Genomic DNA, 15286 nt, shown 5'->3' on the forward strand with positions numbered 1-15286 from the left:
CCGAGTTGGTCTCCGGGGGTCGCCGCCCCCGGCGGCGACGACGCCCGGCGCGCCATCGACGCGCTCAGGCGGACCCAGGGCGTCACCGGCGTCATCGGCACCATCGAGTCGAACGTCTACTGGCCCGGGCAGCTGAAGAAGGGCGACGAGGTCGGGCCGATCACCTCGGTCGCCGTCGGCGACTGCGCCTCCCTGAGTGAGCTGGCCCACCTGCCGTCCTGCGCCGACGGCGACGTCTTCGTCGCCCTCGCGCACGGCGAGGAGGGACCGGAGGACGCCTGGGTCAAGCGGACCGCCCGGCCCGGAGCCGTCGTCGCACTGCGCGAACCGCGGCCCCGCCGGGCAGCCGGGTCCGCCCCGCTGCCGACCTGGCGCATTCCGGCCACCGCCCGCTACGTCGACTCGCGCCACGACCCCATGGGCCGGATCCAGTTCGGCGTGCTCGCCACCCCGAAGGCCATCGACGCCACCCGGCTCGAACACCCCGAGGCCGGCGCCATGATCCGCGTCGACCCGGCGGTGCCGGACGCCGCCGAGCACGTACGGAACACGGCCGCCGCCCTCGACCCGCTCACCCGCGTCATCACCCTGCAGAACCTCGAACGCGACGGGCGCTTCAGCAGCGTCCGCACCGGCATCCTGGCCGGCGCCACGCTCACCATGCTGCTCGTCGCCGCCTCGCTCCTGGTCACCACCCTGGAGCAACTGCGCGAACGCAAGCGGCTGCTGTCCTCGCTCGTCGCCTTCGGCACCCGGCGCACCACCCTCGGCTGGTCGGTGCTCTGGCAGACGGCCGTCCCGATCGTGCTCGGCATGACGCTGTCGGTGGCCGGCGGACTCGGACTCGGCGTGCTGCTCCTGAGGATGATCGGCAAGCAGGTGGAGGACTGGTGGGTGTTCCTGCCGGTGACCGGGGTCGGGGCCGCGCTGATCCTGCTCGTCACGCTGCTGAGCCTGCCGCTGCTGTGGCGGATGATGCGCGCCGACGGCCTGCGAACCGAGTGATCACCGTACGAGTGGTTTAGCTCCACGTCCGTGTGAACGGGCTCGCTACGGCAGTGGTCCGCCGCCCAGGGTGATCGGCGATGACTCCTCATGACCTGAGCAACCCGGACCTGACCACTCCCGACACTCAGTCCTCACCCCCGCACCACGGCGTGCCGCCCACGCGGCGCGCCGTGGTCACGGCCACCGGCGCCACGGCGCTCGCCGCCGGACTCACCGCCGCCGCACCCGCGGTGGCCCTGAACCCGGGCGCCGCCCCTTCCCTCGCGCCACCACCCGGCACCGACCCCGCCGCCTACACCACCGTCGCCCGCGCGATCGCCGTCTACGACGAGCACGACCACCCCCTCGTCCCGGCCTACCTCGACATCGTCCGCGGCGGCCTGCCCCCGGCCCAGGGCCGCCCCACCAAGCGCGTCCTCGTCGTCGGCGCCGGCCCCGCCGGACTCCTCGCCGCCGACCTGCTCAACCGCGCCGGCCACGACGTCACCGTCATCGAGGCCAACGGCAACCGCGTCGGCGGCCGCATCAAGACCTTCCGCAAGGGCGGCCACGAGAACGGCGCCCAGCCCTTCGCCGACCCCAGGCAGTACGCCGAGGCCGGCGCCATGCGGCTGCCCGAGAGCCACCCGCTGCTCATGGAGCTGCTCAAGAAGCACGCCCTGCCCGTGCAGGAGTTCCTCCTCGTCGACGTCGAGGTCGAGAACCCCGCCAAGCGCGCCAACCGCACCTGGATCCACGTCAACGGCATCCACGAGCGCCGCGCCGACTACGAGAAGAACCCGGCGCGGGTCAACGACACCTTCGGCGTCCCCGCCGAGTTCAGCGACATGACCGCCGCCGCGATCCTCGCCGAGGCCCTGGAACCCGCCCACCTCCTCGTCCGCGGCAAGCACGGCACGGAGCTCGTCGAGGGCTGGGCCGAGGTCCTGAAGCGGTGGGGCCACTGGTCCATGTACCGCTACCTCACCGAGTCCGCGAAGCTCGACACCCGCACCATCGACCTCGTCGGCACCATCCAGAACCTCACTTCCCGCCTGCACCTCTCCTTCGTCCACAGCTTCCTGTCCGCCGCGCTCATCGACCCCAAGACGAAGTTCTGGGAGATCAAGGGCGGTACGGCGAAGCTCGTCGACGCGCTCTACGCGCCCGTGAAGAGCAAGGTGCGGCTCGACCGGCGCGCCGTGCGCGTCGAACGCCACGCGGGCAAGGTCCGGGTGCACACCGTCTCGGAGAACTGCCAGACCGGAAAGGGCGGCGTCACCGAGGTCTTCGAGGGCGACGAGGCCGTCATCACCGTGCCGTTCTCCGGCCTGCGGCACGTGACCTTCGACCCGCCGCTGTCCTACGGCAAGCGCCGGGCCGTCTTCGAGCTGCACTACGACGCCGCGACCAAGGTGCTCCTCGAGTTCTCGCAGCGCTGGTGGGAGTTCACCGAGGCGCAGTGGGAGGAGGCGCTGAACTCCATCGAGCCGGGGCTGTACGCGAAGTACCGGCGCGGCCGGGTCGGGGACGCCCGGCACCTCGGCGCCCACAAGTCGGTGAAGGCCCTCGGCGTGACGGTCCCGCCCGAGCTCAAGGAGTGCTTCGGCCCCTTCCGCCCGGCCCGAGCCCGCGACCCCGAGGCCGCCCACGTCCGCGGCGGCGGCTCCGTCACCGACTGGGCCAACCGCTTCCTCTACTTCGAGCACGCCCACCCGATGGAGGGCAGCGACGGCGGCATCGTCCTCGCCTCCTACAGCTGGGCCGACGACGCCCTCAAGTGGGACGCCTACGCCGACGAGGAGCGGTACCTGCGCGCCCTCGCCGGCGTCCAGGCCGTCTTCGGCCGCCGCTGCGAGGTCTTCTTCACCGGCAAGGGCAAGACCCAGTCGTGGATGCGCGACCACTACGCCTACGGGGAGGCGTCCGTCCTCCTCCCCGGCCAGCACACCGAGCTCTTCCCCGACGTCCCCGGCTCGGAGGGGCCGCTGCACTTCGCCGGGGACCACACCTCGATCAAGCCCGCCTGGATCGAGGGCGCCCTGGAGTCCGCCGTACGCACGGCCCTGAAGGTCCACACCGGCTAGACCCCAGGGACGATCCTCACCGGAAGGCCCTCCATGGCCTCCCGCAGCGAGCCCGCCAGCTCCTCGAACTCGGACTGGCGGGCCGCCCCCGTCCGCATCGCAAGCGCGATCCGCCGCGACGGCGCCGGCTCCGCGAAGTCCCCCGTGAACAGCGCGCTGTCTCGGGCCGTCTCCACCTTCACCGCGGTGCGCGGCAGCAACGTCACCCCGAGCCCGCCCGCCACCAGCTGCACCAGCGTCGACAGCCCGGCCGCCGTCGTCGTCACCGCCGCCCCCTCCGTACGCCCCGCCTCCCGGCACACGTCGAGCGCCTGGTCCCGCAAACAGTGCCCCTCGTCGAGCAGCAGCAGCCTCAGCTCCCGCAGCGCCGCCCGCGGAATGTCCGCCCGCCCCGCCAGCGGATGCCCCTGCGGTGTCACGAGCACGAAGTCCTCGTCGAACAACGGCAGCTCCGTCACCCCCGGCACCCCCAGCGGCACCGCGAGCAGCAGCAGGTCGAGCCGTCCCGCCGCCAGACCTTCGAGCAGCGACGACGTCTGCTCCTCGTGCACCTGCAGATCCAGCTCCGGATACCGCCCGTGCACGAGCCTGAGCACCGTCGGCAGCAGATACGGCGCCACCGTCGGAATCACCCCGAGCCGCAGCACCCCGGTGAACGGCGCCTGCGCCGCCTCCGCCTCCTCCATCAGCTCCCCCACCGCGTCGAGCACCGCGTGCGCCCGCACGGCAAGCCGCTCCCCCGCCGGCGAGAGCAGCACCTTCCGCGTCGTACGCTCGAGGAGCTGCACGCCGAGTGCCTCTTCGAGAGCCGAGACCGCGCCCGACAGCGCCGGCTGGCTCATCCCGATGGCCGCCGCCGCATCGCGGAAGTGCAGATGCTCCGCGACCGCCGCGAACGCTCTGAGCTGGGACAGACTGGGCTGCTTCACACGCCGCACCGGAATCACTGATAACCACCTTCGATCAACGCGACCGAGTCTAGCTATTTCACTGATCAATGGCCCCCGTGTCAGGATGTGAGACGTCCAACCCCTCACGGAAGACCCCAAAAGGGACCCTTCCGACCCTGCAAGGAGAGCGCGTGCTCACTGTCGGTGACAAGTTCCCCACCTACGACCTGACCGCCTGCGTGTCGCTGGAGAGCGGCAAGGAGTTCGCGCAGATCGACCACAAGTCCTACGAGGGCAAGTGGCGCGTGGTGTTCTTCTGGCCGAAGGACTTCACCTTCGTCTGCCCGACCGAGATCGCCGCGTTCGGCAAGCTGAACGACGAGTTCGCCGACCGTGACGCGCAGATCCTGGGCGTCTCCGGTGACTCGGAGTTCGTGCACCACGCCTGGCGCAAGGACCACGCCGACCTGCGTGACCTGCCCTTCCCGATGCTGGCCGACTCGAAGCACGAGCTGATGCGCGACTGCGGTGTCGAGGGTGCCGACGGCTTCGCGCAGCGTGCCGTGTTCGTGATCGACCCGAACAACGAGATCCAGTTCGTCATGGTGACCGCCGGCTCCGTCGGCCGTAACCCCAAGGAGGTCCTGCGGGTCCTCGACGCCCTGCAGACCGACGAGCTGTGCCCGTGCAACTGGAACAAGGGCGAGGACACCCTCGACGCGGCCGCGCTGCTGGCCGGTGAGTGAGCATGGCGCTCGATGAGCTGAAGGCCGCCGTACCGGACTTCGCCAAGGACCTCAAGCTGAACCTCGGTTCGGTGATCGGCAACAGCGAGCTGCCGCAGCAGCAGCTGTGGGGCACGGTGCTCGCCTGCGCCATCGCCTCGCGTTCGCCGAAGGTGCTGAAGGAGCTGGAGCCGGAGGCCCAGGCCAACCTGAAGCCCGAGGCGTACCAGGCCGCGAAGTCGGCCGCCGCGATCATGGCGATGAACAACGTCTTCTACCGGACCCGGCACCTGCTGTCGGACCCGGAGTACGGGACGATGCGCGCCGGTCTGCGGATGAACGTCATCGGCAACCCGGGCGTCGAGAAGGTCGACTTCGAGCTGTGGTCGCTGGCCGTGTCCGCGATCAACGGCTGTGGCCAGTGCCTGGACTCGCACGAGCAGGTCCTGCGCAAGGCCGGTGTCGACCGCGAGACGATCCAGGAGGCCGTGAAGATCGCCGCGGTCATCCAGGCGGTCGGCGTGACGCTGGACGCCGAGGCGGTCCTGGCCGAGTAGGGCCCGCCGCAGAGCACGACGAAGGCCCCGGGGTTCCCAGAACCCCGGGGCCTTCGTCGTGCCCGTGCCGCCGCCTACTTCTTCAGCGCGGCCATCAGCTGCCTCATGTCCTCGACGAGATACGTCCGCATGGCGGCCGGGTCCAGTTTCGGCACCTCGCGGGGGATGCCATGCTCGTCGATCTCCTCCGCCCGGACGTTGAGGCTGAGCTCGGCCTGCCCGTCGAGGACTTCGAGCGAGGTGTCACCCAGCGGTCCGCCGGCGTAGGCCATGTCCCCGAGGCCGGCGATCCAGTCGCCTCCGCCGAGGCCGCCCGGGTCGGACCGCAGGGCCTCGAACTCCGGTCGGGGGTCGGTGACCCGGTGCAGCCGGTAGTCGATGCTCACCTCGTACGGGGCCTTCTTGCCCTTGAGGTAGACGGAGCAGCTCCAGGAGAAGAGGGCGGGCTGCTCCACCTTGTACGGCTCCTGGTGCATGGCCCGCTCGCCGGTCTCGCGGGGGCCGATGGCCGAGGTCAGGCCCTCCAGCTTCGCCGCCTTGCAGGGGTCGCGGTCCGTGCGGTAGCCGCCGAGGTCGGGGCCGGCGGCGTCGCCGCGCTCGTACGCGTAGAGCCCGCCGGCCCAGACGGCGGAGGCGACGGCCGCGCCGCCGAGCGCCCACAGCCAGGGGCGGCGAGCCCGGGGCGTCCGGGGTGGCTCCTGCGCGAGGAACGGCGGAGGGCCGGCGGCGGGGAAGGCGGGGCCGCCGACGAGTTCGGGTTCGGAGATCACGCGTCCACTCCCGGGAGGCGGTCGGTCGAGCCGGGCGCCGGGGTGGGCGCGACTTCGAAGGCGGTGGCGCCGCGGGGTTCGGGCGTGGCGCGCAGGGCCTGTTCGGTGCTGTACGCGCGGAGGTAGCCGACCACGGTGTTGAGGACGGCGACCAGCGGGACGGCGACGACGGCGCCGCCGATGCCGGCGGTGAGTCCGCCGGCGGCGACGGCGAGGACGACGGCGAGCGGGTGGACGCGGACGGCCCGGCCGAGGATGAACGGCTGGAGGACGTGGCCTTCGATCTGCTGTACGGCGAGGACGACGACGAGCACCATCAGCGCGGTGAACACGCCGTTGGTGACGAGGGCGACGACACAGGCGAGGGCGCCGGAGACGACGGCGCCGACGAGCGGGATGAAGGCGAAGAGGAAGATGAAGACGGCGAGCGGCACGGCCATCGGGACGTCGAGGAACCACAGGCCGATGCCGATGAAGACGGCGTCGATGAGGGCGACGAGGACGGTGCCGCGGACGTAGGCGGTGAGGGTGCGCCAGGCGCGCGGGCCCGCGCCGGCGACGCCGGGCCGGGCCTGGGCGGGCACCAGCTTGAGCGTCCACTCCCAGACCTTCTTCCCGTCGTAGAGCAGGAAGAGGGTGCAGAACATGGCCAGCAGGATGCCGGTCATGGCCTCCACGATGACGGTGACGCCCTGGAGTCCGGCGGAGGTGATCTGCTCGGCGTTGGCGCCGATGGCCTCGCTGAGGTTCTTGGCGATGTCGTTGATCTGCTGCTCGGTGACGTGGAAGGGGCTGTCGAGGAGCCAGTGCTTGAGTTCCTCGATGCCGTCCTTGACGCGGTCGGACAGGTTGTCGACGTTGTCCATGACCTGCCAGACCACGAACCAGCCGACCAGGCCCATGATCACGAAGCCGGAGACGGCGGTGATGGCGGTGGCGAGGCCGCGCGGCAGGCCCTTGCGGCGCAGCAGGGCGACGGTGGGCTGGAGCAGCGCGGTGATGAGGAGGGCGGCGACGAAGGCGAGGACGACCAGCTGGACGGAGCTGATGACCTTCATCAGGACCCAGACGGTGCCGGCGAGGACGAGCAGGCGCCAGCCGGCCTCGGCGGCGACGCGCATGCCCCAGGGGATGGCGGCGACGGGGTCGGGGCGGGCGGCGACGGCGGGTGCGTACGCGGGGGGCGCGGGTACGGAGGCGGAGGCGGCGGGCGTGTCCGGCTGCTGCGTCGCCGGCTGCTGCGTCGCCGCCGGGTCCGGGGCGGCCGCGGGGGCCGGCTCGGCGACCGGCTCCGGCGCGGGGGCGAGGCCCAGGTCCCGGTCCCGGTCGAGGCCGTGTCCGGTGGCCAGGCGGGCCGGGTCCACGGCGGCGTACGGCTCCGGCACGGCGTACGGCGGAGCCGACGGGTCCTCGCGGCCGGCCGCCGCGCGGCGTTCCTCAAGGCGTTCGCCCATCCGGCTCAGGCCGCTGCCCAGCCGGTTCAGCCATCCTGGCAGTCTCGACATGCTCTTCCCTCTCCCCCCTCGGGTCCTCGAAACTACACCTACCTACGGGCGAAGCCCCTCACCGGAAGACGGTGAGGGGCTTCGAAGGGTTGAGCGGAGGCCGCTGCCGGTCCTAGTACCAGCGGTTGGCCTGCCAGAACGACCAGGCGCCGCAGGGGCTGCCGTAACGGCCGTTCATGTAGCTGAGGCCCCACTTGATCTGGGTGGCCGGGTTGGTCTGCCAGTCGGCGCCGGCGGAGGCCATCTTGGAGCCCGGGAGGGCCTGGACGAGGCCGTAGGCGCCGGAAGAGGCGTTGGTGGCGCGGTAGTTCCAGCCCGACTCGTGGCTCACGATGTTGCTGAAGCAGGTGAACTGGTCGCCGGCCATCATCTGACGGGCCATGGCCTTGACGTCGGAGATGGAGTACGAGCCCTGGGCGGCGAAGCTCGAGGCGTCGCGCAGGGCGGACCGGCTGGCGCGCTCGGCCTCGGCCTCCTTGCGCTCCTTCTCGGCCTTGTCGGCGGCCGTCTTCTTGGCCTCGGCGTCCTTGGCGGCCTGGATGCGGGCGGCTTCCTCGGCGGACTTGCGCGCGAGGGAGTCGGCGGCGGCGGCCTGGACGTCGGCCTGTTCCGAGAGCGAGGAGACCTGTACCTGGGCCTGCTCGCCCGCGGGGATGTCCGCGAGCAGCGTCGTGTCGGCCGCGGTGGCCTCGAAGTTGTCGTCCGAGGGCTGCGCGGCGTTGCCCGAGGCAACACCGGCGATGGCGCCGACAGTGGTGACCGCAGTGGCCGAAGCCACCGCGAATCCCCGGACCGAGATCCGGCTCACACGGTTTCCTTCCACAATCACCCGCACGCGTGACCACGCGGGCGAAATCGTGCCCCTGGCGCTGGTCTCCGTTACTAGATGACTAGTGGGTCACAGAAGACACGGGCCCGTGGTGCTGTGGGCGGCATACGGCGAACGGCTGTTGAGTTGTGTGGTGCTGCACCCCTGAAGGTGCACGTGTGCCGTATGCGGGGCCTGACGGAAGCAAGACTCTGCCGGACGGCGACGCCGCAAGGCAATTCCACGTTGCGTGTGAAAGCTCACACCTGGGTGGACGCACGGGATTTGGCGTATACGGGCGACAGCGCGACGCCGCCCGGCTAAGCTCTCGCGCTTTGCCGGGCGGCGCCAACTGCCGGACGATACGGGTCAGATCTGGACGTCCTCCAGCATTTCGGTCACGAGCGCGGCGATCTGCGAGCGCTCGGAGCGGGTGAGCGTGACGTGCGCGAAGAGCGGATGGCCCTTCAGCTTCTCTACGACGGCGACGACTCCGTCGTACCGGCCCACCCGCAGGTTGTCGCGCTGGGCGACGTCATGGGTGAGCACCACCCGGGAATTCGCCCCGATCCTGGACAGAACGGTCAACAGCACGTTCCGCTCCAGGGACTGGGCCTCGTCCACGATGACGAACGCGTCGTGCAGCGAGCGGCCCCGGATGTGGGTGAGCGGCAGCACCTCCAGCATGCCGCGCTGCAGCACCTCCTCGATCACCTCGCGGCCCGCCACGGCCGACAGGGTGTCGAAGACGGCCTGCGCCCACGGGCTCATCTTCTCGGCCTCGGTGCCCGGCAGATAGCCGAGCTCCTGCCCGCCGACCGCGTACAGCGGACGGAACACCATCACCTTCTGGTGCTGGCGGCGCTCCAGGACCGCCTCCAGGCCGGCGCAGAGCGCGAGCGCCGACTTGCCGGTGCCGGCCCGGCCGCCCATGGAGACGATGCCGACGTCCGGGTCGAGCAGCAGGTCGAGCGCGATCCGCTGCTCGGCGCTGCGGCCGCGGATGCCGAAGGCCTCCCGGTCGCCGCGCACCAGCCGGACGTTGCCCTCGGAGGTGACGCGGCCGAGCGCCTTGCCGCGCTCGGACTGCAGCACGAGACCGGTGTGCACCGGCAGTTCGGCCGCCTCCGGCACGTACAGCGTCTCCTGGTCGTAGAGGATGTCGATCTGGTCGGCGGACAGCCCGATCTCGGTCATCCCGGTCCAGCCGGAGGAGTCCGTGATGGCGAGCTCCGCCCGGTACTCCTCGGCGAGCAGGCCCACCGACGACGCCTTGATCCGCAGCGGCAGGTCCTTGGAGACGACCGTGACGTCGTACCCCTCGGCCTGGAGGTTGCGGGCGACGGCGAGGATCCGGGAGTCGTTGTCGCCGAGCCGGTAGCCGGCCGGAAGGACGCTGGGGTCCGAGTGGTTGAGTTCGACACGCAGGGTGCCGCCCAGCTCCCCGATGGGGAGCGGTGCGTCGAGGCGCCCGTACCGCACCCGGAAGTCGTCGAGCAGGCGCAGCGCCTGCCGGGCGAAGTAACCGAGTTCGGGGTGGTGCCTCTTGGCCTCCAGCTCGGTCACCACGACGATCGGCAGCACGACTTCGTGCTCCTCGAAGCGGGACATCGCGCTGGGGTCGGCCAGCAGGACGCTGGTGTCGAGAACATAGGTGCGCCTGTCGGACAAGCGGCGCTTAGTGCTGGTCACCACGGAAGGACAGACCCCCTTTGTCGACCCCTGAGAGGTCGGGGTGCGACGGCTCCGCGGACCGCGGAACCGATGTCGCGGCGGAATGGGACCGGGCTCAGGCCACGATGCGCGGGCCGAGCTCCGGCCCTCCGCTTCTCCCGTGCGCGTCCCGCACGGTCGTCCTGGTGCAAAGGGCCTCCCGGGTGGCGGTCTCCGTGCCGCTCACTTCACATGGGATATGCCCTCGAACACACGCCGTCATGCCATGGCATATGACGGCGTGTTCATGAACAGAGGGTGACGGAGGGGGCCGAAGGGCCCTCAGTTGCCGAAACGGCGGTGCCGGGCCGCGTAGTCGCGCAGCGCACGCAGGAAGTCGACCTTGCGGAAGGCCGGCCAGTGCACCTCACAGAAGTAGTACTCGGAATGCGCGCTCTGCCACAGCATGAAACCGGACAGTCGCTGCTCGCCGCTGGTGCGGATCACCAGGTCCGGGTCGGGCTGGCCGCGGGTGTAGAGGTGCTCGGAGATCAGGTCGATGTCGACGACCTCGGCCAGCTCCTCGAAGCTGGTGCCGCGCTCGGCGTGGTCGAGGAGCAGGGAGCGGACGGCGTCCGCGATCTCCTGCCGGCCGCCGTAGCCCACGGCGACGTTCACGAGTATGCCCTTGTTGTCGAGGGTGGCCTGCTCGGCCTCCTTGAGCACGGACTGGGTGTGCGCCGGCAGCAGGTCGAGGGTGCCCACGTGGTGCACCCGCCAGCGGCCGTCGGCGGCGAGCGCCCGGACCGCGTCCTCGATGATCCCGAGCAGCGGGAGGAGCTGCTCCTCGGGGCGGTTCAGGTTGTCGGTGGAGAGCATCCAGAGCGTGACGACCTCGACGTCGGTCTCGGCACACCAGCCGAGCAGCTCCTGGATCTTGTCCGCGCCGGCCTTGTGACCCTGCTCCGGGGTGCCGCCACTGGCCTTGGCCCACCGGCGGTTGCCGTCGAGGATGACGCCGATGTGCTTGGGCACCTGGGCGTGATCGAGGCGGCCTTCCACCCGGCGTGCGTAGAGCCCGTACACCAGGTCGCGCAGGTTCACTGTTCTTTACCCCTCCATGCAGTGTCGGCCCCCCGAAGCCGCCACATTACTGCGGACGGGTAACGAGCTCCCAGCCCGGGACTGTCACAAGTCCGTGATAAGCAGAGATACGTGACTGATTCCCCCCTGTACCGCGCCGCCGCGGACCGTTATGACGCCATGGAGTACCGGCGCACCGGCCGCAGCGGGCTCAAGCTCCCCGCGATCTCGCTCGGCCTCTGGCACAACTTCGGCGACGACCGCTCGCTCGACTCGCAGCGGGCGATCCTGCGCCGCGCCTTCGACCTGGGCGTGACCCACTTCGACCTGGCGAACAACTACGGCCCGCCGCCCGGCTCCGCCGAGCTGAACTTCGGCAAGATCTTCGCGCAGGACTTCGCGCCGTACCGGGACGAGCTGATCGTCTCGACGAAGGCCGGCTATCTGATGCACCCCGGGCCGTACGGCGAGTGGGGCTCCCGCAAGTACCTGATGTCGTCGCTCGACGCCTCCCTGAAGCGGATGGGCCTCGACTACGTCGACATCTTCTACTCGCACCGCTTCGACCCGCACACGCCCCTCGAGGAGACGATGGGGGCGCTCGCCTCCGCCGTGCAGCAGGGCAAGGCGCTGTACGTGGGCGTCTCCTCGTACACCAGCGAGCAGACCGCCGAGGCCGCGGGGATCCTCAGGGAGATGGGCGTCCCGGCCCTGATCCACCAGCCCTCGTACTCGATGATCAACCGGTGGACGGAGGAGGACGCCCTCCTCGACACCCTGGAGGCGGCCGGCATGGGCTGCATCTCCTTCGTGCCGCTGGCGCAGGGCCTGCTCACCAACAAGTACCTCAAGGGCGTCCCGGAGGGCTCGCGCGCGACCCAGGGCAAGTCCCTCGACCCGAACCTGCTCTCCGACGAGGTGCTGCGCCGGCTGCGCGGCCTCGCCGACATCGCGGAGCGGCGCGGCCAGTCGCTGGCCCAGCTGGCGCTGAAGTGGGTGCTGCGGGACGAGCGGATGACGTCGGCGCTGATCGGCGCGTCGAGCGTGGCGCAGCTGGAGGAGAACGTGGCGGCGCTGCACGGGGCTCCGCTGACGGAGGAGGAGCTGAAGGAGATCGACGCGTTCGCCGTCGACACCGAGGGCACCAACATCTGGGCCGGGCGGGGCTGAGCCGCTCCCCCGGTGCGGGTGGGGAAAGAAAACGGGCCGGTCCGTGGGGGGGATACGGACCGGCCCGAGGGGGGGTTTCCACCATAACCCTTCATTAACCGTGTTGTGCGCCACGCGCGCCGACCGGTCGCCGCCGATTCGCTCGGAGGCCAGGCGGCACAAGGGCTGTAGCGGCCCGTGGCGGGTTTGCGCCCGGGCGTGGCGGCGTAATCCGTACCTCCCACGGGGGACCCCGGTCACGGGTCGCACGGTTGACGCGGCGAGGGGGCGGGGCCGCAGGTCAGGGGGCGCTTCGCCGGTGAAGCAGTGTGATGCCGTCACGGCGGGCGACGAGCTCGTAGCCGTACGTGCGCCGGGCGGCGGCCAGCTCCGCGTCCTGCTGTTCCAGGGGGTAGGGCCAGTGTCCGCGCCGGTACGGCCACGCCTCGGGGGCCTCCGGATCGTGGACGATCCATTCGGCCGTGGGCGGTGGCAGATCCTTGCGCCGGTACTCGTAGAGCCGTCCGCCGACCGGGAAGGTCGGGAAGAGGACGACCGTGCAGCGGGAGGTGAGCTGCGGGGCGAGCCGGTTGGAGGCGGCGACGGTCGCGCCGTCGGGGATCCTCGCCAGCAGCGCCCGGGCCGCTTCCAGGTGCGGGGTGGTGTGCCAGGTGGCCCGCTGGGCGAGCTGCGCCAGCGGGAAGGACGGGATGAGCACGGCGGTCACGGCGAGGACGGTGGCGAGCGCGGCCCGGACCTGGCGCCGGTCGCCCTCCCGGTTCTCCCGGCTCTCCCGGCTCTCCCGGCCGAGGACGTCGAGCAGCCCGGCGAAGACCACGGGCATCAGGATCGCGCTGTAGTGGAAGGCCGTGCCCCAGTGGAAGACGTTCTCCGACGCCATCCGCCAGCCGAGCGTGGGCAGCGCGATCAGCGCGAGCGGTGAGCGCAGGGCGAGCAGCGCGGACGGGGCGAAGACCAGGATCAGGGTGGTGGCCTTGACGTCGGGCCGCAGCAGGTCGAGCGGGGCGTGCGCGAGCGCGGAGAGCAGCGAGCCGTGCGCGGCGGCGAGCTGGCCGCCGTGGGCGTAGCCGCCGGTGGGGGCGAGGGCGGGGAGGACGACCTCGATCTCCAGGGCCGAGCCGAGCAGCCCGGCGGCGACGGTGGCGAGGCCGAGCCGGCGCGGGCCCTTGAGGGCGATGTACGCGCCGACGGCGGCGAGCGTGAACCCCAGGTCCTCCTTGACGAGCAGCAGCGGCGCGGCCCAGGCGACGGCGGCCCGCCAGCGCCGTCGCCCGAGCGCTTCGAGGGAGCAGGCGAGCAGCGGTACGGCGAGGGCCACCTCGTGGAAGTCGAACGCGGCGGCGGACGCGATGCCCCAGCTCAGCCCGTATCCGGCGGCGACGGCATGGGCGGCGCGCGGGCCGACGGCGCGGACCGCCCAGCGGGTCAGCGGTACGGCGCCGAGCGCGAGGAGCGCGGACTGGGCGACGAGGAGGGTGAGCGGCGAGGGGAAGAGGCGGTAGAGCGGGGCGAGGGCGGCGAGCAGCGGGTGGAAGTGGTCGCCGAGGAGGTTGAAGCCCTCGCCGCGCAGGGGCACGACGGGGGCGCGGAGCTCGGCGTAGGCGCGGACGGCCTGTTCGAAGATGCCGAGGTCGTAGCCGGTGGTGCGCATGAGCTGGTGACGGCGCACGGCGACGGTGGCGTAGAGGAGACAGAGGGCGGCGGCCCAGGTCCAGGGGAGGAGGGCGGCCCGCTGTCGTTCCCTTGCCGCAGCCGGCGCCGGCGCATATGGGGTCAATTCCGTATCAATTGTCCGCATATGGGCTGATGCTAGGGCGGGCCGTTCACGGCAGGGCGGTGAACGCGCCGAGCAGCAGCCCCAGGAGCGCGCCCACGATCATGAACGGTCCGAACGGGATCGCCGAGCCGCGCCCGGCCCGGCGCGCGAGGACGAGCCCGAGCCCGTACACCGCCCCGAGCAGGAACCCGGCGAACGCCCCCGCGAACAGCACCCCCCAGCCGTACCAGCCGAGGGCCGCGCCGAGCGGGACGGCCAGCTTCACGTCGCCGAGGCCCATGCCGTCCGGATGGAGGAGGAAGAGTCCGAGGTAGCCGCCGCCGAGCGCGAGGGCGCCGAGGAGGGAGTGCAGCCAGGAACCGGCCGCGTACGGCAGCAGCGCGGCGAACGCGAGGAGCAGCGGCAGCACGGCGGCGAGCGGCAGCGTCAGCGGGTCCGGCAGCCGGTGGACGCGGGCGTCGACGACGGCGAGGAGGGTGCCGAAGGGGGTGACGAGCAGCCAGACGAGCAGCTCGGGCCGCGGGCCGCCGGTGGCCGCGGCGAGCGCGGCGCAGGCGAGCGCGGTGAGCAGCGGCGCGAAGAGCGGCGCCCGCGTGGTCGCGCAGCCGGCGCGCCCGGGGCCGCCGAGCCAGCCCCGCGCCGGCCCCGCGAAGGGATGGCCCGCCGGACAGGCGTCCCGCCAGGGCTCGTCGGGCGCGACGGCGAGCCGGTACGCGGCCCGGGGGACGAACAGCCCGGCCGCCGCGCCCCACAGGGCGGCGGCGGTGACGAGGGCGATCGACAAGGCGTCCACGGGCCGACCCTAGGGCTACTGTCGTACGCATGGGGAGGACTTGGCGGGACGGGCTGGGGTGGCTGGACACACCGGACGGCGGTCCGGTGCCTCTGGAGATCGCCGCCTCCTACAAGGCGCGGCGGCGGGGGCTGCTCGGCCGCGACGGCATCGACGGCGCGCTGCTCATCACTCCGACGAACAGCATCCACACCTTCGGCATGCGCTTCACCCTCGACATCGCCTATCTCGACCGCTCGTTCACCGTCCTCGACGTGGTCACCATGCGGCCGGGCCGGCTCGGCATGGTGCGGTGGCGCGGCCGGCACGTCCTGGAGGCGGAGGGCGGCACGATGGCGGGCTGGGGCCTGCGGCGCGGAGTGACCGTCAGGGTGGACCGGCGCCGAGGAGCGTGAACGCCCCGTACGCGGCGGAGGCGAGCGACGCCGGCGTGACCGTCACGGCGGACCGGCGCCGAGGAGCGTGAACGCCCCGTACGCGG

General features: G+C 71.8%; 14 protein-coding genes. 6 read left to right on the plus strand and 8 right to left on the minus strand.

Annotated features, from left to right (window positions below; genetic code table 11):
* Together ACWEV0_RS20640 and ACWEV0_RS20645 are read left to right on the plus strand one after the other, a co-directional pair.
* Positions 1-1005, plus strand: a 1005-nt coding sequence (locus tag ACWEV0_RS20640) for an ABC transporter permease (RefSeq protein WP_453150793.1), incomplete at its 5' end; no start/stop codon positions are given.
* A gap of 80 nt (positions 1006-1085) precedes the next feature.
* Complete coding sequence (locus ACWEV0_RS20645) at positions 1086-3074, plus strand: FAD-dependent oxidoreductase (protein WP_453150794.1); 1989 nt, start codon at positions 1086-1088, stop codon at positions 3072-3074.
* Here ACWEV0_RS20645 and ACWEV0_RS20650 read toward each other — a convergent pair.
* Positions 3071-4021 (minus strand): LysR substrate-binding domain-containing protein, encoded by a 951-nt coding sequence (locus tag ACWEV0_RS20650; RefSeq protein ID WP_453150795.1) that lies wholly within the window; start codon positions 4019-4021, stop codon positions 3071-3073. The genes ACWEV0_RS20645 and ACWEV0_RS20650 overlap by 4 nt on opposite strands.
* A gap of 134 nt (positions 4022-4155) precedes the next feature.
* On the opposite strand from ACWEV0_RS20650, the gene ACWEV0_RS20655 reads away from it, so the two are divergent.
* Together ACWEV0_RS20655 and ACWEV0_RS20660 are read left to right on the plus strand one after the other, a co-directional pair.
* Positions 4156-4710, plus strand: a complete 555-nt coding sequence (locus ACWEV0_RS20655; protein ID WP_453150796.1) for a peroxiredoxin — start codon at positions 4156-4158, stop codon at positions 4708-4710.
* 2 nt (positions 4711-4712) lie between these two features.
* The gene (locus ACWEV0_RS20660) at positions 4713-5246 is read left to right on the plus strand and encodes an alkyl hydroperoxide reductase (RefSeq protein ID WP_386865860.1); all 534 of its coding nucleotides are present in this window, start codon (positions 4713-4715) and stop codon (positions 5244-5246) included.
* Positions 5247-5320: 74 nt separating this feature from the next.
* Here the strand turns inward: ACWEV0_RS20660 and ACWEV0_RS20665 are convergent, their stop codons facing one another.
* The 5 genes from ACWEV0_RS20665 to ACWEV0_RS20685 all read right to left on the minus strand — a co-directional run bounded on the left by ACWEV0_RS20665 (position 5321) and on the right by ACWEV0_RS20685 (position 11086).
* A complete protein-coding gene (locus ACWEV0_RS20665) occupies positions 5321-6016 on the minus strand; it encodes a hypothetical protein (protein WP_453150798.1) in 696 nt (231 codons plus the stop codon).
* Positions 6013-7521, minus strand: coding sequence for an AI-2E family transporter (locus ACWEV0_RS20670; RefSeq protein WP_453150799.1), 1509 nt, complete (start codon positions 7519-7521; stop codon positions 6013-6015). Before ACWEV0_RS20670 ends, ACWEV0_RS20665 begins: the two co-directional genes overlap by 4 nt.
* Before the next feature lie 112 nt (positions 7522-7633).
* Positions 7634-8329 carry an aggregation-promoting factor C-terminal-like domain-containing protein gene (locus tag ACWEV0_RS20675; RefSeq protein ID WP_453150801.1) on the minus strand — a complete coding sequence of 232 codons (696 nt, stop codon included), beginning with the start codon at positions 8327-8329 and terminating at the stop codon, positions 7634-7636.
* A 369-nt stretch (positions 8330-8698) separates the two neighbouring features.
* Positions 8699-10024, minus strand: coding sequence for a PhoH family protein (locus tag ACWEV0_RS20680; protein WP_451607709.1), 1326 nt, complete (start codon positions 10022-10024; stop codon positions 8699-8701).
* Positions 10025-10324: 300 nt separating this feature from the next.
* Positions 10325-11086: an isoprenyl transferase gene (locus ACWEV0_RS20685; RefSeq protein ID WP_451607708.1), complete on the minus strand. Its 762-nt coding sequence runs from the start codon at positions 11084-11086 to the stop codon at positions 10325-10327.
* Between the two features lie 111 nt (positions 11087-11197).
* Here ACWEV0_RS20685 and mgrA point away from each other — a divergent pair, with 111 nt between their 5' ends.
* Positions 11198-12235: an L-glyceraldehyde 3-phosphate reductase gene (mgrA, locus tag ACWEV0_RS20690; RefSeq protein WP_453150802.1), complete on the plus strand. Its 1038-nt coding sequence runs from the start codon at positions 11198-11200 to the stop codon at positions 12233-12235.
* A gap of 280 nt (positions 12236-12515) precedes the next feature.
* Here the strand turns inward: mgrA and ACWEV0_RS20695 are convergent, their stop codons facing one another.
* Positions 12516-13886, minus strand: coding sequence for a DUF2079 domain-containing protein (locus ACWEV0_RS20695; protein WP_453150850.1), 1371 nt, complete (start codon positions 13884-13886; stop codon positions 12516-12518).
* A gap of 172 nt (positions 13887-14058) precedes the next feature.
* Positions 14059-14796, minus strand: coding sequence for a prepilin peptidase (locus tag ACWEV0_RS20700; RefSeq protein WP_453150851.1), 738 nt, complete (start codon positions 14794-14796; stop codon positions 14059-14061).
* Positions 14797-14834: 38 nt separating this feature from the next.
* Between ACWEV0_RS20700 and ACWEV0_RS20705 the strand changes: the two genes are divergently transcribed.
* Positions 14835-15200, plus strand: a complete 366-nt coding sequence (locus tag ACWEV0_RS20705) for a DUF192 domain-containing protein (protein ID WP_453150803.1) — start codon at positions 14835-14837, stop codon at positions 15198-15200.
* Positions 15201-15286: the final 86 nt, after the last annotated feature.

It is taken from the genome of Streptomyces sp. NPDC003943 (assembly GCF_053605265.1).